Genomic DNA, 18,502 nt, shown 5'->3' on the forward strand with positions numbered 1-18,502 from the left:
TCAACACCTCTTTTTCAACTTCCTTCGCGCCTCGATGAACTGAAGCAACCCGCTGTCAAAACTGCGTAACTCATTGTTTACCAAGGAGTTTTCCGTTTCGACTGCGCCGGAAGTGGGGCGAATTATAGGCTTCTGAAATCTGCCGTCAACCACTGATTTACTATTTCTATCAAAAAGGCATTTGAGTGGGAATTAGCCGCCCTCTTCTATATAGGAGAGAACTCCAGGCAATCACCCATATGAAAAAGCCCCGCCAGATACTGATCTGAGCAGGGCTTTTTATGCCTGAAGCAATCCGTTTGCACCCATAACGATTGGGTGGGCGAATCATGAACTGCTGAAGGCTGGATGTTTGTGGTGTCCCAGGGCAGGTTCGAACTGCCAACCTTCCCCTTAGGAGGGGGATGCTCTATCCAATTGAGCTACTGAGACACAAGATGCCGGCGAAATTCGCGCAGCGATAGACGGCGTGCATGTTAACGGGCGAGCCTGCCTTTGTCATGTCATCCGTGGGCTTTTTAAGTGTAGGCAGATGTCACGCGCGGGCTCGGACTTTTAGCACACAAGCCAGGCCCTCCCCTCCCAGGAAGGGACAGCCACGAAAAAAACTGCCTGCCACCCATCCTAAACGACTCTCGTTACACGCTTGCCACTAGTAAATCGGCCAATTGCCACTATCCTGTACACATAAGGAACAGTGATCGAATACGCATGGGATGCCCCTCGGTTTTTTCCAGAGAACTGGAGGGCAAAGGACGCGGCCAGAGAGACGGACCCGGCAATTTTCAAAACCAGTCCGCATTTCTGATAACTGGTGCTGGCAGAACGCCTTTATCCAGCTCAATATTTGTCACAGAATTGGCGCCAATGATCTGGCGAGCTTGAGGCATGATGCCAGCTTCAATCAATTCAGGTTGAACATTTGGCCAGAGCGCTTGTCCTATCAGACATCCTGCGGCCAATCCCGAGAACCGCTCCCCTGAACTAACCGGTTAAATATATGCGCCCATTGAAACAGGCAATTTATTCCAGCCGTACGGCTGACAAGTTCGTCGTACGTCTGCCAGACGGAATGCGTGAACGCATTGCCGAGGTGGCTCGCAATCATCACCGCAGCATGAACTCCGAAATCATTGCGCGCCTGGAGCAGAGTCTCATTCAGGAAGGCGCACTGGGCGAAGAGCTGAGCATGCGCCTGGACAGCCCGGAGCTGTCATTGCACGAGCGCGAACTGCTGCAACGCTTCCGCCAACTCTCTCACCGTCAGCAAAACGCGCTTGTCTCATTGATCGCCCATGACGCCGAGATGGCTGCAGACGCTTCCTGATTCGTCCCCGCAAGCTCAAGCCAGCGTGATCGCTGGCTTTTTTTTGCCTTGAATTTGGCCATAAAAAAGCCCGCCATATGGCGGGCGGGCTTTAAATCAAACATCTCAGAGCAGGAAAATCGTTGCCAGCCCCAGGAAGATAAAGAAGCCGCCACTGTCGGTCATGGCGGTAATCATCACACTGGCGCCCATGGCCGGATCCCGTCCGAGTCTTGCTAGCGTCATCGGGATCAAGACCCCCATCAAAGCTGCAAGCAACAGATTGAGGGTCATGGCAGCGGTCATCACGACACCGAGCGACCAGCTCCCATACAACAGGTAGGCGACCACACCGATCACCCCACCCCAAATCACGCCATTGATCAGGGCTACCGCCAGCTCCTTGCGCATCAGCCGCGAAGTATTGCCGGTGCTCACCTGATCCAGCGCCATGGCCCGGACGATCATGGTGATGGTCTGGTTGCCGGAGTTACCGCCGATACCCGCAACGATCGGCATCAATGCCGCCAGTGCCACCAGCTTCTCGATGGAGCCTTCGAACAGGCCAATCACCCGGGAAGCAACGAATGCAGTGATCAGGTTCACCGCCAGCCAGGCCCAGCGGTTACGCAGGGACTTCCAGACCGACGCAAAAATATCCTCTTCTTCCCGCAGACCCGCCATGTTGAGAACTTCGCTTTCGCTCTCTTCACGAATCAGGTCGACCATTTCATCGATGGTCAGACGGCCGATCAGCTTACCGTTCTTGTCGACGACGGGCGCCGAGATCAAGTCGTAACGCTCAAACGCCTGGGCAGCATCGTAGGCTTCTTCATCCGGATGGAAACTCACCGGATCGCTGGCCATGACTTCCGAAACCTGCTTGTCCGGATCATTGACCAGCAGACGCTTGATCGGCAGCACACCCTTGAGCACACCGTCGTAGTCAACCACGAACAGTTTGTCGGTATGACCAGGCAGCTCCTTGAGGCGTCGCAGATAGCGCAGAACCACTTCGAGGCTGACATCCTCGCGGATGGTAACCATCTCGAAGTCCATCAGTGCGCCGACCTGGTCCTCGTCATAGGACAACGCCGAGCGCACTCGCTCGCGCTGCTGAGCATCGAGGGTTTCCATCAGCTCGTGGACGACATCCCGCGGCAGCTCGGAAGCCAGGTCAGCCAGTTCGTCGGCATCCATATCCTTGGCCGCGGCCAGGAGCTCGTGATCGTCCATGTCGGCGATCAGGGTTTCACGAACCGAATCGGATACTTCGAGCAGGATGTCGCCGTCGCGATCAGCCTTGACCAATTGCCAAAGCGTCAGGCGGTCATCCAGCGGCAAGGCTTCGAGAATATAGGCGACGTCGGCGGAGTGCAGGTCATCGAGCTTGCGTTGCAGCTCGACCAGATTTTGCCGGTGAACCAGGTTTTCGACGCGATCCTGATTCGGACCTTCCTGGCGATGAGTCAGGTCTTCAACCACTCGCTGACGCTGCAACAGCTCAACGACTTGAGCCAGGCGGTCCTGCAAGCTTTCCTGCGTTTTCTTTACTTCAACTTCAGACATAGGCGAACTCCACTCCCAGCAGCGGGGCGCGCCGGAAGGATCAATCAGTCAATTCATGATTGGAAAAACGGGGTATTGAGTAACTACTGGGTAAGTCCATGGAAGTAATCCAAAAGCCCCGGCGGGGCTGACGGGCGCAATGATACACCGACTGACGGCTTAAAACGTTAAAAAATCATGGCTGAAACAAGCGCTTGCGAAACAATCTTGAGCGCGCGCCTGACACTACAAAGTGCGACGACCCATCTGGAAAAGAAAACACAATGGCGATGGAAAATGCGGGCGCCTACCTTGATCGGTAGCCGTCATGGAGGAAGAGCATCGAGTTCGACGAGAGAGGATGCAGGAAGGGAAAAGCCAAATCCCAGACGGCAAAAAGCCCGCTTAAAAAGCGGGCTTTTTGTTGTATGGTGCACTCGACAGGATTCGAACCTGTGACCGCTCGGTTCGTAGCCGAGTACTCTATCCAGCTGAGCTACGAGTGCATTTTGTGTTTTTATACCAGATCACAACTGGTTGGAGCCAAGTCATTCACATCACTGCAAACAACTCTTAAATGGTGCACTCGACAGGATTCGAACCTGTGACCGCTCGGTTCGTAGCCGAGTACTCTATCCAGCTGAGCTACGAGTGCATTTGTTGCCGCGCATTATAGGCCGTCTAATCTCTATGTCAAGCACTTTTTCTAGTAATTTCAACAACTTACCGAAGAAGCCAGATTACAACGTACTACGCAAATAATGGCGGAGAACGGGGGATTCGAACCCCCGACACCCTTTTGAGGTGTACTCCCTTAGCAGGGGAGCGCCTTCGGCCACTCGGCCAGCTCTCCGCAACACGGGGCGTATCTTAACCAACCTTTTCCCCGTTTGCAAACATAAAAAACGATAAAAATTAATGGCTTGGTTCTTCGTCCTTCTCTTTCTTTATACGCAGGTAAATTTCCTCACGGTGGACCGCAACCTCTTTCGGGGCGTTGACACCGATACGCACTTGATTTCCTTTGACGCCGAGCACGGTCACGGTGATTTCGCCATCACCAATAATCAGGCTTTCTGCGCACCGACGAGTCAGAATCAGCATACCTTTCTCCTCACGCATTACATTTTCAGGGACAACAGTCTGCAAAAAAAAGGCACTCGACCTACAACCAGAATGGTCGTTGGCCTACATGCCTGAGTATTGACCAGCGCGAGCAAAAGAACAGCCTTGGGGTCGCGCCTTGCAAAAAAACAAAGGGCGCGGTCAGACCGCGCCCTTTGGCAAACGCATCACTCGCCCTGGCGGACCGGTGCGTCCAGTTCGAAAGCCGTGTGCAAGGCGCGCACAGCCAGTTCCAGGTACTTCTCTTCGATCACGACGGAGACCTTGATTTCCGACGTGGAGATCATCTGGATGTTGATGGTTTCCTTGGCCAGTGCTTCGAACATGCGGCTGGCGACGCCCGCGTGGGAGCGCATGCCAACGCCGACGATCGACACCTTGGCGATCTTGGTGTCGCCGATGACTTCACGGGCACCCAGCTCACTGGCGGTCTTTTCCAGCACGGTCTGCGCCGCCTGGTAGTCATTGCGGTGCACGGTGAAGGTGAAGTCGGTGGTGTTATCGTGCGCAACGTTCTGCACGATCATGTCGACTTCGATGTTCGCGGCGCTGATCGGGCCGAGAATCTTGAAGGCAACGCCCGGGATGTCTGGCACGCCACGGATGGTCAGCTTGGCTTCATCGCGGTTGAAAGCGATACCGGAAATGATCGGCTGTTCCATGGTTTCCTCTTCATCAATAGTAATGAGGGTGCCCGGACCCTCCTTGAAGCTGTGCAGTACGCGCAGCGGGACGTTGTACTTGCCGGCGAACTCCACCGCGCGAATCTGCAGCACCTTGGAACCGAGGCTGGCCATTTCCAGCATCTCTTCGAAGGTGATCTTGTCCAGGCGCTGGGCCACGGACACGACGCGCGGGTCAGTGGTGTAGACGCCATCGACGTCGGTGTAGATCTGGCACTCGTCAGCCTTCAAGGCTGCCGCCAGGGCCACGCCGGTGGTGTCGGAACCGCCACGACCGAGGGTGGTGATATTGCCGTGCTCGTCGACGCCCTGGAAACCGGCGACAACCACCACGCGACCGGCCTTCAGGTCGCCGCGAATCTTCTGGTCGTCGATCTGCAGGATACGCGCTTTATTGTGCGCGCTATCCGTCAGGATCCGTACCTGGTTGCCGGTGTAGGACACTGCAGGCACACCGCGCTTCATCAGCGCCATGGCCAACAGGGCAATCGTCACCTGCTCACCGGTGGAAACGATCACGTCCAGCTCGCGAGGAACCGGTTGATCGCCGCCACTGATTTGCTTGGCCAGATCGATCAGACGGTTGGTTTCGCCGCTCATTGCAGACAGCACAACCACCAGGTCATCGCCGGCATCGCGGAATTTCTTAACCTTGTCGGCAACCTGCTCGATTCTCTCGACGGTGCCGACCGAGGTGCCTCCAAATTTCTGTACGATCAAAGCCATTTCAAAGCCGCCTCTGCCCATGAAGGGCGCCCAAATAATCACTCAAACAGCGTTGCGGCCCGCCACTAGACTGCGGGCCGCAGGCACTGCCTTATAAACCCTGCTCTACAAACGGAACGGTCAGCGCCAGTGCCGCGTCCAGGGCGCCAGCGTCGGTACCGCCGCCTTGCGCCATGTCTGGACGACCACCGCCCTTCCCGCCCACTGCCGCAGCGGCTTGCTTCATCAAATCACCGGCTTTGAGTTGGCCAGTCAGGTCTTTGGTTACGCCTGCAACCAGAACGACCTTCTCCTCATGGACACTGCCGAGCAGGATCACTGCGCGGCCGAGTTTGTTTTTCAGTTGATCGACCAGCGCCAGCAGCGCCTTGCCATCCTGACCGTCCAGACGCACGGCCAGCACTTTCACGCCCTTGACCTCCTGGGCTTGCGCCGACAGGTCGTCACCCGCCGCACTGGCGGCCTTGGCTTGCAACTGCTCGAGTTGCTTCTCCAGCAGACGGTTGCGCTCCAGCACAGCCGACAGCTTGTCGATCAGGTTGTCGCGGCTGCCCTTGACCAGGCTGGCCGCTTCCTTGAGTTGCTCTTCCGCCGCGTTCAAGTAGGCCAGTGCCGCAGCACCAGTGACCGCTTCGATACGACGCACACCCGAAGCCACACCGCCTTCGCTGATGATTTTCAACAGGCCGATGTCGCCGGTACGGTTGGCGTGGATACCGCCGCACAGTTCGACGGAGAAGTCGCCCATGCTCAGCACGCGCACGTTGTCGCCGTATTTTTCGCCGAACAGCGCCATGGCGCCTTTCTGCTTGGCGGTTTCGATGTCGGTTTCTTCGGTTTCAACTTCGGAGTTCTTGCGAATCTCGGCGTTGACGATGTCTTCCAGCGCTTTGAGCTGTTCAGGCTTGATGGCTTCGAAGTGGCTGAAGTCGAAGCGCAGGCGCTGACTGTCGACCAGCGAGCCTTTCTGCTGAACGTGATCGCCCAGCACCTGACGCAATGCGGCGTGCAGCAAGTGAGTCGCGGAGTGGTTCAGCGAGGTGGCGTGGCGCACGTCGGCATCCACCTGCGCTTGAACTGGCGAGCCAACGATCAGGCTGCCCGAGTCCAGCACACCGTGGTGCAGGAACGCACCGCCGGTCTTGGTGGTGTCGCGCACGTCGAAACGCGCAGCGCCAGCCTGGAGGAAACCGCAATCACCAATCTGACCACCGGATTCGGCATAGAACGGCGTCTGATCGAGAACGATCACGCCCTCTTGGCCTTCGCTCAGTACGTCGACCGACTGCCCGTCTTTATAGATGGCAACGATCTTGGCCGAACCGCTGTGGGCGCTGTAACCGGTGAATTCGGTATCGACATCAACCTTGACCAGGCTGTTGTAGTCCATGCCGAAGGAACTGGCCGAACGTGCACGCACGCGCTGGGCTTCCATCTCGCGCTCGAAACCGGCTTCGTCGATGGTCAGGCTGCGCTCGCGAGCGATGTCGCCCGTCAGGTCCATCGGGAAACCGTAGGTGTCGTAGAGCTTGAACACGACATCGCCCGGAACCACGTCGCCCTTGAGCTCGGCCAGATCCTGCTCGAGGATTTTCAGGCCCTGCTCCAGGGTCTTGGCGAATTGCTCTTCTTCGGCTTTGAGCACGCGCTCGATGTGCGCCTGCTGGGATTTCAGCTCAGGGAAGGCTTCGCCCATCTCGGCGACCAGGGCCGCGACGATCTGATAGAAGAAGCTGCCCTTGGCGCCCAGCTTGTTGCCGTGACGGCAAGCGCGACGAATGATGCGGCGCAGCACATAGCCACGTCCTTCGTTGGATGGCAGCACGCCATCGGCAATCAGGAAACCGCAGGAACGAATGTGGTCAGCCACGACTTTCAGGGAAGCCTGGTTGTCGTTGGTGCAACCGATGGCCTTGGCCGATGCGCTCAGCAGGCTCTGGAACAGGTCGATTTCATAGTTCGAGTGAACGTGCTGCAGCACGGCACTGATCCGCTCCAGGCCCATGCCGGTGTCCACCGACGGCGCTGGCAGCGGGTGCAACACGCCATCGGCGGTGCGGTTGAACTGCATGAACACGTTGTTCCAGATTTCGATGTAGCGGTCGCCGTCTTCTTCCGGCGAACCCGGTGGACCACCCCAGATGTCGGCGCCGTGATCGTAGAAAATCTCGGTGCAAGGACCGCACGGGCCGGTATCGCCCATGGTCCAGAAGTTGTCGGACGCGTAAGGCGCGCCTTTGTTGTCGCCAATACGCACCATGCGCTCGGCCGGCACCCCGATTTCCTTGGTCCAGATGTCGTACGCCTCGTCATCGCTGGCGTAGACGGTGACCCAAAGCTTTTCCTTGGGCAGGTTCAGCCACTTGTCGGAGGTCAGGAAGTTCCAGGCGTAGGTGATGGCGTCACGCTTGAAGTAGTCACCGAAGCTGAAGTTACCCAGCATTTCGAAGAAGGTGTGGTGACGGGCGGTATAACCGACGTTTTCCAGGTCGTTGTGCTTGCCGCCGGCGCGCACGCATTTCTGGCTGGAAACGGCACGGGTGTACGCGCGCTTTTCCTGGCCCAGGAAGCAGTCCTTGAACTGGTTCATCCCCGCGTTGGTGAACAGCAGGGTTGGGTCGTTGCCCGGAATCAAAGAGCTGGAGGCTACACGGGTGTGGCCTTGCTCTTCGAAGAAGCGAAGGAAGGCTTCACGGATTTCTGCGCTTTTCATTAGGTTCTTCCACGGAGGCTGCGGCCAAAGGCCTGTTCGAAACGTCAACAGACGAAGCGACGGCAAAGGGCCGCATTATATCGGCCCTGCGCGCGGGGTACAGCGTGTTTATACGATAGAAACGGTCAATTGGAGCGCTAACGCTATCACTTACTGGAAAAGTCGACGAATGTCGCGACGACCTGCTCGATTTGCCCGCGGCTGACGTCCATGTGCGTGACCAATCGCAAGCGCGCGGCAGCACTGAGCACGATCCCGCGCTCGGCGGCGAACGCCTTGAGTGCCTCGGCCTTGTCGCCGATGGCGACGTACACCATGTTGGTCTGCACCGGCTCGACTTCAAACCCTGCTTCTCGCAGGCCTTCGGCGAGCAATTGGGCGTTGGCGTGGTCGTCGGCCAGGCGCTGAACGTTATGCTCCAGCGCGTACAGGCCTGCCGCCGCCAGAATCCCGGCCTGGCGCATGCCGCCGCCGACCATCTTGCGCAGGCGTCGGGCCTTGCCGATCAATTCGACCGAGCCACACAGCACCGAACCCACCGGGGCGCCCAGGCCTTTGGACAGGCACACCGAGACTGAATCGAAATGCCGGGTGATTTCCCGGGCATCGACACCCAGCTTCACCGCTGCGTTGTACAGCCGCGCGCCGTCCAGGTGCAGTTGCAACCCGTGCTCACGGGTAAAGCTGCGGGCCCGGGCCAGGTATTCCAGGGGCAGGACCTTGCCCTGCATGGTGTTTTCCAACGCCAGCAAACGGGTGCGGGCGAAATGGAAATCGTCCGGCTTGATCGCCGCGGCAATCTGGGAAAGGTCCAGCGAGCCATCGGCCTGCACTTCCAGCGGCTGCGGCTGGATCGAGCCGAGTACCGCCGCTCCGCCACCTTCGTACTTATAGGTGTGCGCCTGCTGACCGACGATGTATTCGTCACCGCGCTCGCAATGGGCCATCAAGCCCAGCAGGTTGCTCATGGTGCCCGTCGGGACAAACAGTGCGGCAGCAAACCCCAGGCGGTCTGCCAGTTCGGCTTCCAGGCGGTTGACCGTCGGATCTTCGCCATACACATCGTCACCGGTGGCGGCAGTGGCCATCGCCTCGAGCATGCCGGTGGAGGGTTGGGTGACGGTGTCGCTGCGAAGATCAATCACACTCATGACTCGGGCCTCGTAAACAGGGGAAATCGCGTTCAGGTAGGGATTACTGCGGTCAAGACGATGAATAATCAACCCTTATGCAACGGAAAACTCGATAACAATCATCCGAAAGCACCGATGCGCGCGTAGGAAATATGTGATAAAAACGCTGCGCTGCCAAACAATCTGGCAGCAAAACGTTCTCAGGGCGGGGTGCAACTCCCCACCGGCGGTAATTGCGTGCAACACGCATAGCCCGCGAGCGCTTGGTGTCAGACACGGCCTTTGCCGTGAGTGGCGACAAGGTCAGCAGACCCGGTGTGATTCCGGGGCCGACGGTCATAGTCCGGATGAAGAGAGAACGGGATTGGCGCAAAAGGGCCGTCCGCAGCACTCGTGCGAGCGTGCGTACCCTAAAATCCCATTCGATTCATAAGCCCTGTTTTTCACACAAACAGGAATCAGAACATGCAACCCACCGCAATCGACAGCAAAAGCAAACACCATCACGGCGAGCGCGTAGCGTTTATCCAGGCCTGCTGGCACAAGGATATTGTCGACCAGAGCCGTAAAGGCTTCGTCGCTGAAATGATTGCCCAGGGTTATCAGGAATCCGACATCGATTTCTTCGAAGTCGGCGGCGCCTTTGAAATGCCCCTGCACGCCAAGTTGCTGGCCAAGACCGGCCGTTATGCCGGCATCGTCGCCGCAGCCCTGGTGGTGGACGGCGGGATCTACCGTCACGAGTTCGTCGCCCAGTCAGTGGTCAGCGGCCTGATGCAGGTTCAACTGGAAACCGAAGTGCCGGTGTTCTCGGTGTCCCTGACCCCGCACCACTTCCATGCCGGTGAAGAATTGCATCATAAGTTCTTCTTCGATCACTTCGTGCACAAAGGTCAGGAAGCGGCGAAGACGTGTGCGGATACGCTGAGCAAGATTCGCGCCCTGCGTCGCACCGAGCCGCGCGCGGTAGCCGTCTAAACACCAAAGAGGTTTGGGTGGGGTCTTGGACTTCACCCACATTCAATGTGGGAGCGGGCTTGCTCGCGAAAGCGTTTTAACATTCAACGGATGTGTTGACTGTCATTCCGCCTTCGCGAGCAAGCCCGCTCCCACATTTGTCATGTGTTGTGATTAGGCCAGGTTATCGTCGGTGGTCGGCACGATCAGGATGCCGGCGCGCAGGCCGTTTTTCACCTTGGGGTTCGGGAAGATGATCCGGGCGCCCTCCTCCTCGATGATCCAGCGCGTATTGGCGATGTCTTCCGCCAGCAGGTAACCCACTTCCAGCTGTGAAAAGTTCTCGATGTCCACGGGCAGGTTCAGGCGGAAGCTGTCGCTGTGCTTGATGATTTCCCGTGCCACGCTGAACAGCTGCAAACCGTCCAGCGCCTCTTCAGCCATCTCGGGCTCGGTGCCTTCGATGATCTGTTTGAGGCGGGTTTCCAGCCGAGTGACATTCACCCCGTCGTTCTGCCCGAACGGCCGCGCCTTGCCCAGTTCAAGGGTGAAGGCCTCGGCACCGAGCTTGTCGTAGGTGTAGGAACTGAAGACGATGGACGGCTTGTTCTGCAACAGCACCGCCTCCATGCCGGCGGCGCGCAGACGGGCCAACTCCTGGCGCGAATGCTGGCGATCTTCTTTCCAGGGGTACAAGGCGAACTGTTCGATTTTCGAACCACGAATCGCCGTGTGCAGGTCGTAGTGCAGTCGCTGGCGATCCGGCAGGCTGAAGAAACTAGCCGCCAGGCGTTCCAGCTCACAGGCGCGCAGGGCTTCGGAGCCACTGCTTTGTTCGTGACGGCCGTTGAACAGCCGATTGACGTCCTGCTCGACGAAACGCTCACCCTTGCGAATCGCTTCGGGGTTGCCGAACAGGAACAGAATTCGGGCACGCGGCTTCAAGTCGCCGCGGGCGATGTCATGCAACAGGCGATCGAGCAGTTCGATCGGCGCTGTTTCGTTGCCGTGGATACCGGCCGATAACAGCAGGTCCAGGCCGTTGTCGCGTACTTCAGGTGGCCGGACTTCCAGCGCACCTTCGCTCAACCAGCGCATGCGCACGCCTTCGACAGTCAGTTGAGTCTTCTCCGCCGGTTCGCGGCCGGCGAGGGTCAGTTCAAGCAGTTTGCCGAGGGCGAGCATAGAGCGTTTCCTTAATGGTCGTGATTGCAATCCGGGCCGTGAACGTGGTCCTCGTCGTCACCCAGGTCAGCCGGTTCCATCTCCAGTTGCAGACTTACCAGATTAGTCGCCAATGGGCGCAACAGCAGGTTGGCGTATTCGGCGTCGCCTTCTTCGACGTCCACGCCGATCAGCAACTGGCCACGGCCGTCCTGCTGGATCCACAGCTCTTTGCCTTGCCACATGACCGCGACGCGGGTGCAGGAGGTTTCCAGTTGCGTGCCGTCGGTGTCTTCAAGGATCAGCTGCAGGGTATCGCTCATGTTTTTACGCTCTCGTTTGAGACTTTCAATTGATCTGGAATGGATAAACCGCGCCCAGTTTAAGGATTTGCGTCAGTTCATCCAGTGCCGTCCGGCACTCAAGCAGCAATTGCGGGTCCGCCAGATCGTTTTCGGTCATGCGGTCGCGGTAATGCTTCTCGACCCATTCGGTCAGAGTGCCGTACAACGGTGCCGTCATGATAACCCCTGGGTTGACCGCCGCCAGTTCGGTTTCGTTGAGCGCGACACGCAACCTCAGGCAAGCAGGCCCACCGCCGTTCTGCATGCTCTGCTTGAGATCGAAGACTTTCACTTCGCGGATCAGGCCGCCGGAGCTGGTCAGACCCTGCAGGTATTGCCATACGCGCTCGTTGCCACGGCATTCTTCCGGCACGATCAACAGCATGGAGCCGTCAGGACGCGACAGCAGTTGGCTATTGAACAGGTAGGAACGAACCGCGTCTTCGACGCTTACTGCGGAACGCGGAACGCACACTGACTGAAATTTCCCACCGACCCTGGCGAGTTTGCTTTGCAGTTCGGCGAGCATCTTGTCGGTCTCGAGGAAAGCGTCCTCGTGATAGAACAGCACTTCGCCATTACCCACGGCAATCACGTCATTGTGGAACACGCCCTGGTCGATCACCGACGGGTTCTGCTGGGCGTAGACCACGCCGTCATCGCTCAGGCCGTGCAGGCGAGCGACCGCCTGGGACGCTTCGAGGGTCTGGCGCGCCGGGTACTTTTGCGGTGCCGGGTAACGGGTGTCGAAGGCACTGCGACCAAACACGAAGAACTCGACGCCGGCTTCGCCGTACGCACGGCAGAAACGGGTGTGGTTGGCCGCGCCTTCGTCACCGAACTGCGCCACGGCCGGCAACGCGGCGTGGTGGGCGAAGTGCTTCTGGTCGGCGAACATCGCGCCCAGCACGCGGCTGGTGGTCGGATGCTCGATGCTGCGGTGGTACTTGCAGTTCAGGTTGGCGGCGGTGAAATGCACGCGGCCATCCGCGGTGTCGGCGCTCGGGCTGACGGTGGCAGCGTTGGCCACCCACATGCTCGATGCCGAGCAACTGGCCACCAGCAATGGCATCGCTTCTTTGGCGGCACGCTCGATCACTTGCGCGTCGGTGCCGCTGAAACCCAGGCGGCGCAAGGCGGCCACGTCCGGGCGTTCCTGCGGTGCCAGCACGCCTTGCTGAAAGCCCATGTCCATCAGCGCTTTCATTTTCGCCAGGCCTTGCAGCGCCGCTTCCTTCGGATTCGAAGACTGCTGGCTGTTGCTCTGGGACGCGACGTTGCCGTAGGACAGGCCGCCGTAGTTATGGGTCGGCCCCACTAGACCGTCAAAATTGACTTCATAGGATTTCATCAGCGAGGCTCCACGAGAATCTGTTGTTTTAGGCTTCTGGTAACTATTCTTTTAGACCGAGTCGCGGCCTTCGCGAGCAAGCCCGCTCCCACATTGGAATGCATTTCCCTTTGTGGGAGCGGGCTTGCTCGCGAATGGGCATCACGCCATTTTCACGCCAGGCGTCAGGGCCGCTGGCAAAGTCAGGCTCGGCGTTTCCAGCGAGGCCACCGGGTACGCGCAGTAATCCGCCGCGTAGTAGGCGCTGGCGCGATGGTTGCCCGAGGCGCCGACACCGCCGAAGGGCGCGCTGCTCGCGGCACCGGTCAGTTGTTTGTTCCAGTTGACGATGCCCGCGCGGCTTTCCAGCCAGAATTGCTGGTAACGCGCTTCGGAATCCGACAACAGGCCAGCGGCCAAACCGTATTCAGTGTCGTTGGCTTCAGCGATCGCCGCTTCAAAATCAACGTAGCGGATCACTTGCAACAGCGGGCCGAACAGCTCTTCGTCCGGGCGATCGGCGACCGCCGTCACATCCACAATGCCCGGGGTCAGCAAGGCGGCCTGGGCCTGGGGCTGGGTCATTTCCAGCAATGCCACGGCGCCGTTGGCCAGCAGGTGTTCCTGGGCATCCATCAAGGCTTTCGCCGCGCCAAGGGAAATCACCGAGCCCATGAACGGCGCCGGCTGCTGATCGAACGCACCGACTTCAATCGACGCACTGACCGCCACCAGGCGCGCCAGCAATGTGTCGCCCCAGGCGCCCTGCGGCACCAGCAAGCGGCGGGCACAGGTGCAGCGCTGGCCGGCAGAGATGAACGCCGACTGGATGATGGTGTACACAGCAGCATCGAGATCGGCGACCTGATCCACCACCAGCGGGTTGTTACCACCCATCTCCAGCGCGAGGATCTTGTCCGGGCGACCGGCAAATTGCTGGTGCAGGTGATTGCCCGTGCGGCTGGAACCAGTGAAGAACAGGCCGTCGATGCCCGGGTTCGCCGCCAGGGCGATACCGGTTTCGCGCGCGCCCTGCAGCAGGTTCAGGACGCCCGCCGGCAATCCGGCTTCGATCCAGCATTTGACCGTCAGCTCGGCGACTTTCGGCGTCAGCTCACTCGGCTTGAACAGCACGCTGTTACCGGCCAGCAGCGCCGGCACGATATGCCCGTTGGGCAAGTGGCCCGGGAAGTTGTAAGGGCCGAATACCGCCACCACGCCGTGGGGCTTGTGGCGCAGCACTGCGGTGGCGTCGCCCAGCGGGCCGCTCTTCTCGCCGGTGCGCTCGCGGTAGCTCTGCACCGAGATGGCAATCTTGTTGACCATGCTGGTGACTTCGGTGGCCGACTCCCACAGGGGCTTGCCGGTTTCCTCGCCAATGGCGTGGGCCAGTTCGTCTGCATGACTTTTCAGGGATGTGGCAAAGGCTTCCAGCACCGCAATGCGCTCTTCCAGGGTGCGCCGGGCCCAGGTCGGGAACGCCTGGCGTGCAGCCTGCACGGCCGACTCGACCTGATCGACGGTGGCACCGGTGCCGGACCACAACACTTGCTGGGTCACCGGGTTCAGCGACTCAAAGGCTTCGCCCCCACCTGCCAACCATTCACCTGCAATGTATAGCGACTTCATTATTTCGACTCCCGAGCAGCGGACAACGCCACGGCGCGCACTTGATCGCCAGCGTTGAGTTGAAGACGTTTGGCGGTCAGCGGATCGACCACCAGCGTGCCGGCGGCGAGACGTGCCGGAGCAGCGGTGATGCGGCAGTCTTCGCGCTTGCGGTTGTGAATGATGAACGGCGTGGCGTCGTCGCCCGGCGTGCCGACGGCGAGCACCAGTGCCTGGCTGTCGCGCACGGCGCGGATCTTGCCGGTTTCGCACTCGATGGCCGGGCCGGCGTCGAAGATGTCGACGTAGCCTTGATAGCTGAAGCCTTCGCTCTTGAGCATCGACAACGCAGGCTCGGTGTCCGGGTGCACCTGGCCGATCACGTTGCGCGCGTCCGGCGACAGGAAGCAGGTGTACAGCGGGAACTTCGGCATCAATTCGGCGATGAACGCCTTGTTGCCCACGCCGGTCAGGTAGTCAGCCTGGCTGAATTCCATCTTGAAGAAGTGGCGGCCCAGGCTTTCCCAGAATGGCGAGCGCCCGGCTTCGTCGGAAACACCGCGCATCTCGGCGATGATCTTGTTACCGAACAGTTGTGGAAATTCGGCGATGAACAGCATCCGCGCCTTGGACAACATGCGGCCGTTGAGGCCACTGCGGTAATCGGCGTGCAGGAACAGCGAGCACAGCTCGGAATTGCCGGTCAGGTCGTTGGCCAGGAACAGGGTCGGAATTTCGCGATAGATGTTCAGCTCTTGCGAAGCGCTGACCGTCAGGCCGACCCGGAAGTTGTACCAGGGCTCACGCAGGCCGACGGCGCCAGCGATGGCGGAAATGCCCACCACTCGGCCATTGTCGTCTTCGAGCACGAACAGGTAGTCCGCATCGCCCCGCCCGGCTTCGCCGCGAAAGGTCTTCTCGGCCCAGCCGACCCGGTGGGCCAGACGCTCTTCGTTGGCCGGCAAGGTGGTCAGGCCGGTGCCGGTGCTGCGGGCCAGGTCGATCAGAGCGGGTAAATCGCTGCTGCGTACGGGACGAACGATCATGCTATCTCCTCAATCGGGCCGCTTGCGCCACCCGCGAAACTCGCTACTTTCCAAGCATTCTTTGAAGCAGGTGTTAAACCGCCACCAGGCGCACGCTGGCACCTTCACCGACGCCCAGGGCTTCGGCCGTTTCCAGGTCCAGGGTCACCGGCTTGCCCGGCGCGTAGTCAAGCTCGAGCATGACCGCGCGGTAGTCCTGCAACTGGGCATTGGCGACCAGATACTGGCGACCGACGCCTTTGACCGGCTCGCCGATCTTCACCGGCACCACGCGGCTCTGGGCGATCGAACGGATCCCCGAGACACGGGCATGCAGGGTCGGGCCGCCGTCGAAGATGTCGATGTAGTGATCGGTTTCGAAGCCTTCGCGCATCAGGATGTCGAAGGTGATCTGCGCCCGTGGGTGCACCTGGCCCATGGCTTCCTGGGCGGAGTCCGGCAGCAGTGGCACGTAGATCGGGTAGTGCGGCATCAGTTCGGCGAGGAAGGTCCGGCTCTTCAGGCCACACAGACGCTCGGCTTCGGCGTAGTTGAGGTCGAAGAAGTTGCGACCGATGGCATCCCAGAACGGCGAGTCGCCATTTTCATCGCTGTAACCGACGATCTCGGTCACCACCGAATCGGCGAAACGCTCCGGGTGGCTGGCGACGAACAGCAGGCGGCCACGGGAATTGAGCTCGGCCCAGGGCGAACCCACCAGCTCGCGCTGCACGTAGAAACTGGTCAGCAGGCTGTTGCCGGTCAGGTCGTGGCACTGGGAGAGCACGTGGATCTTGTTATGAATCTTCAGCTCGCGGGAGGCGTGCACGAAGGTTTCATTACGGAAACTGTAGAACGGCTCGGAATAACCCGCCGAAGCGACGATGGCCGAACAGCCCACCAACTTGCCGGTGGCCGTGTCTTCGAGCACGAAGAAATAGCTCTCTTCACCGTTGAAGCTGACTTCGGCGGCGAACGAGGCTTCGCTCGCGGCGATCTTGTCGCTCAGGCGTTCAACGTCATCCGGCAAGGAAGTGACACCAATCGGGCTGTCCGCAGCCAGACGCTGTACCTCGCCCAGATCAGCCATTTGCGCGGGGCGCATCACCAGCATGGTGTCACTCCTTTTTAAAAACTCTTTTGAGGAAAATAAGCCGGCCCCTTACTGAAAAAACTCAGTCCAGTGTGGGAGCGGGCTTGCTCGCGAATGCGGTGGGTCAATCAGCCAAAGTGTCGACTGATGCACCGCTTTCGCGAGCAAGCCCGCTCCCACATTTGATCCGGTCCGGCATAAAAATTGGGTTCGACGCCTGACTTGCAGGCGTCGAAGGGTCTATCAGGCTTGCGTCAGTTTTGCCGCAGCGCGTTCGAAACGGTCCAGGCCTTCATCGATGTCCGCGTCTTCCACCACCAGGCTCGGGGCGAAACGCACCACATCCGGGCCGGCTTGCAGCACCATCAGGCCTTCACGCTCGGCGGCGTTGAAGATGTCCTTGGCCTTGCCTTTCCAGGCCTCGCTCAGGACGCAACCGATCAACAGGCCCATGCCACGCACCTGGGTGAACAGGCCGTATTTCTCGCCGATCTGCTCAAGGCGCGCCTTGAACTTGTCGTGCTTGGCGTTGACGCCGGCCAGCACTTCAGGGGTGTTGATCACGTCGATCACCGCTTCGGCGACCGCGCATGCCAGCGGGTTGCCGCCGTAGGTAGTGCCGTGGGTACCGACGACCAGATGTTTGGCCAGGTCTTCGGTGGTCAGCATGGCCGCGATCGGGAAACCGCCGCCCAGGCTCTTGGCGCTGGTCAGGATGTCCGGGGTCACGCCGTAATGCTGGTACGCAAACAGATGGCCGGTACGGCCCATGCCGGTCTGCACTTCGTCGAAGATCAGCAGCGCGTTGTGCGCGGTGCAGAGTTCGCGGGCACCTTGCAGGTATTCCAGTTCGGCCGGAATCACACCGCTCTCGCCCTGGATCGGCTCCAGGACCACAGCGCAGGTCTTGTCGGAAATGGCGGCTTTCAGCGCGGCCAGATCGTTGTACGGCACGTGAGTGATACCGGTGATCTTCGGACCGAAGCCGTCGGAGTACTTCGACTGGCCACCAACGTTGACGGTGAACAGGGTACGACCGTGGAAGCTGTTGAGCGCGGCGATGATTTCGTACTTCTCGCTGCCGAAGCGGTCGAAACCAACACGACGGGCCAGCTTGAAGGCCGCTTCGTTGGCTTCGGCGCCGGAGTTGCAGAAGAAGGCACGCTCGGCAAAGGTGGCATCGACCAGCTTGTGGGCCAGGCGCAGGGCCGGCTCATTGGTGAACACGTTGGACACGTGCCACAGCTTGTTGGCCTGCTCGGTCAAGGCTCCGACCAGCGCCGGATGTGCGTGGCCCAATACGTTGACGGCAATACCGCCGGCGAAATCGATCAGCTCGCGACCGGACTGGTCCCAGACGCGGGAACCGGCGCCACGCACTGGAATGAAGGCGGCAGGCGCGTAGTTGGGAACCATAACCTGATCGAAATCGGCGCGTTGTACCGCAGCGTGCTCAACGGACATCGGAGTCTCCTGAAGAGAAAACACCCGCCTGAAACTGGCGAGCGATGGGGGGATTGTAAGGACAGTTTTCAGCCCGGCCTTGCCGCCAAGCGACAACTTCTTATAGCGCAAACCCCGGTTTTCCACGGGTTTACGGCAATGCGACATATAGGGTCGCAAAGGCGCAGTTTAAACTGTCGCGAGCGCTTGTAGGCAGTTCTGCGGGAAACCGATATCCCCTGTAGGAGCTGCCGCAGGCTGCGATCTTTTGATCTTGATTTTGAAGATCAAAAGATCGCAGCCT

Annotated in this window: 14 protein-coding genes, 4 tRNA genes and 1 riboswitch; of the genes, 2 read left to right on the forward strand and 16 right to left on the reverse strand. The window is 59.6% G+C overall.

What is annotated here, in order from left to right; all coding sequences use genetic code 11:
- Positions 1-355: 355 nt before the first annotated feature.
- Positions 356-432, reverse strand: a tRNA-Arg gene (locus SOP85_RS28805).
- Between the two features lie 568 nt (positions 433-1,000).
- On the opposite strand from SOP85_RS28805, the gene SOP85_RS28810 reads away from it, so the two are divergent.
- Entirely contained in the window at positions 1,001-1,327 is a 327-nt protein-coding gene (locus SOP85_RS28810) for an Arc family DNA-binding protein (protein ID WP_003178899.1), read from the forward strand.
- 105 nt (positions 1,328-1,432) lie between these two features.
- Here the strand turns inward: SOP85_RS28810 and mgtE are convergent, their stop codons facing one another.
- The 8 genes from mgtE to ltaE form a co-directional block, all read right to left on the reverse strand.
- On the reverse strand, positions 1,433-2,875 hold the full coding sequence (gene mgtE, locus SOP85_RS28815; protein WP_274077900.1) for a magnesium transporter: 1,443 nt from the start codon (positions 2,873-2,875) through the stop codon (positions 1,433-1,435).
- A 408-nt stretch (positions 2,876-3,283) separates the two neighbouring features.
- A tRNA-Arg gene (locus SOP85_RS28820) sits at positions 3,284-3,360 on the reverse strand.
- Positions 3,361-3,432: 72 nt separating this feature from the next.
- A tRNA-Arg gene (locus tag SOP85_RS28825) sits at positions 3,433-3,509 on the reverse strand.
- 107 nt (positions 3,510-3,616) lie between these two features.
- Positions 3,617-3,707 (reverse strand) — tRNA-Ser (locus tag SOP85_RS28830).
- 62 nt (positions 3,708-3,769) lie between these two features.
- Positions 3,770-3,958, reverse strand: coding sequence for a carbon storage regulator CsrA (gene csrA / locus SOP85_RS28835; protein WP_002554426.1), 189 nt, complete (start codon positions 3,956-3,958; stop codon positions 3,770-3,772).
- A gap of 188 nt (positions 3,959-4,146) precedes the next feature.
- On the reverse strand, positions 4,147-5,388 hold the full coding sequence (locus SOP85_RS28840) for an aspartate kinase (protein WP_274077899.1): 1,242 nt from the start codon (positions 5,386-5,388) through the stop codon (positions 4,147-4,149).
- A gap of 91 nt (positions 5,389-5,479) precedes the next feature.
- Positions 5,480-8,101, reverse strand: coding sequence for an alanine--tRNA ligase (alaS, locus tag SOP85_RS28845; protein ID WP_323629106.1), 2,622 nt, complete (start codon positions 8,099-8,101; stop codon positions 5,480-5,482).
- Positions 8,102-8,247: 146 nt separating this feature from the next.
- Positions 8,248-9,252 carry a low-specificity L-threonine aldolase gene (gene ltaE, locus SOP85_RS28850; RefSeq protein ID WP_323629109.1) on the reverse strand — a complete coding sequence of 335 codons (1,005 nt, stop codon included), beginning with the start codon at positions 9,250-9,252 and terminating at the stop codon, positions 8,248-8,250.
- A gap of 174 nt (positions 9,253-9,426) precedes the next feature.
- Positions 9,427-9,598, forward strand: a riboswitch (FMN riboswitch).
- 101 nt (positions 9,599-9,699) lie between these two features.
- On the opposite strand from ltaE, the gene SOP85_RS28855 reads away from it, so the two are divergent.
- The gene (locus tag SOP85_RS28855) at positions 9,700-10,212 is read left to right on the forward strand and encodes a 6,7-dimethyl-8-ribityllumazine synthase (protein ID WP_274077896.1); all 513 of its coding nucleotides are present in this window, start codon (positions 9,700-9,702) and stop codon (positions 10,210-10,212) included.
- Between the two features lie 153 nt (positions 10,213-10,365).
- Here SOP85_RS28855 and astE read toward each other — a convergent pair whose 3' ends face one another.
- The 7 genes from astE to SOP85_RS28890 all read right to left on the reverse strand — a co-directional run bounded on the left by astE (position 10,366) and on the right by SOP85_RS28890 (position 18,219).
- Positions 10,366-11,376, reverse strand: a complete 1,011-nt coding sequence (gene astE / locus SOP85_RS28860) for a succinylglutamate desuccinylase (RefSeq protein WP_323629110.1) — start codon at positions 11,374-11,376, stop codon at positions 10,366-10,368.
- Between the two features lie 11 nt (positions 11,377-11,387).
- Positions 11,388-11,678 carry a hypothetical protein gene (locus SOP85_RS28865; RefSeq protein WP_018926388.1) on the reverse strand — a complete coding sequence of 97 codons (291 nt, stop codon included), beginning with the start codon at positions 11,676-11,678 and terminating at the stop codon, positions 11,388-11,390.
- 25 nt (positions 11,679-11,703) lie between these two features.
- Positions 11,704-13,050 (reverse strand): N-succinylarginine dihydrolase, encoded by a 1,347-nt coding sequence (gene astB / locus SOP85_RS28870; RefSeq protein WP_323629112.1) that lies wholly within the window; start codon positions 13,048-13,050, stop codon positions 11,704-11,706.
- A 141-nt stretch (positions 13,051-13,191) separates the two neighbouring features.
- Positions 13,192-14,661 carry a succinylglutamate-semialdehyde dehydrogenase gene (gene astD / locus SOP85_RS28875; protein ID WP_274077901.1) on the reverse strand — a complete coding sequence of 490 codons (1,470 nt, stop codon included), beginning with the start codon at positions 14,659-14,661 and terminating at the stop codon, positions 13,192-13,194.
- The gene (astA, locus tag SOP85_RS28880; protein WP_274077893.1) at positions 14,658-15,683 is read right to left on the reverse strand and encodes an arginine N-succinyltransferase; all 1,026 of its coding nucleotides are present in this window, start codon (positions 15,681-15,683) and stop codon (positions 14,658-14,660) included. The genes astD and astA overlap by 4 nt, the downstream gene beginning before the upstream one ends.
- Positions 15,684-15,756: 73 nt before the next feature.
- A complete protein-coding gene (gene aruF / locus SOP85_RS28885) occupies positions 15,757-16,776 on the reverse strand; it encodes an arginine/ornithine succinyltransferase subunit alpha (RefSeq protein ID WP_046819614.1) in 1,020 nt (339 codons plus the stop codon).
- A gap of 222 nt (positions 16,777-16,998) precedes the next feature.
- A complete protein-coding gene (locus SOP85_RS28890; protein WP_274077892.1) occupies positions 16,999-18,219 on the reverse strand; it encodes an aspartate aminotransferase family protein in 1,221 nt (406 codons plus the stop codon).
- Positions 18,220-18,502: the final 283 nt, after the last annotated feature.

Origin of the sequence: Pseudomonas sp. YuFO20 (assembly GCF_035064975.1) — a bacterium.
GTDB classification, from domain to species: Bacteria; Pseudomonadota; Gammaproteobacteria; order Pseudomonadales; family Pseudomonadaceae; genus Aquipseudomonas; species Aquipseudomonas putida_AE.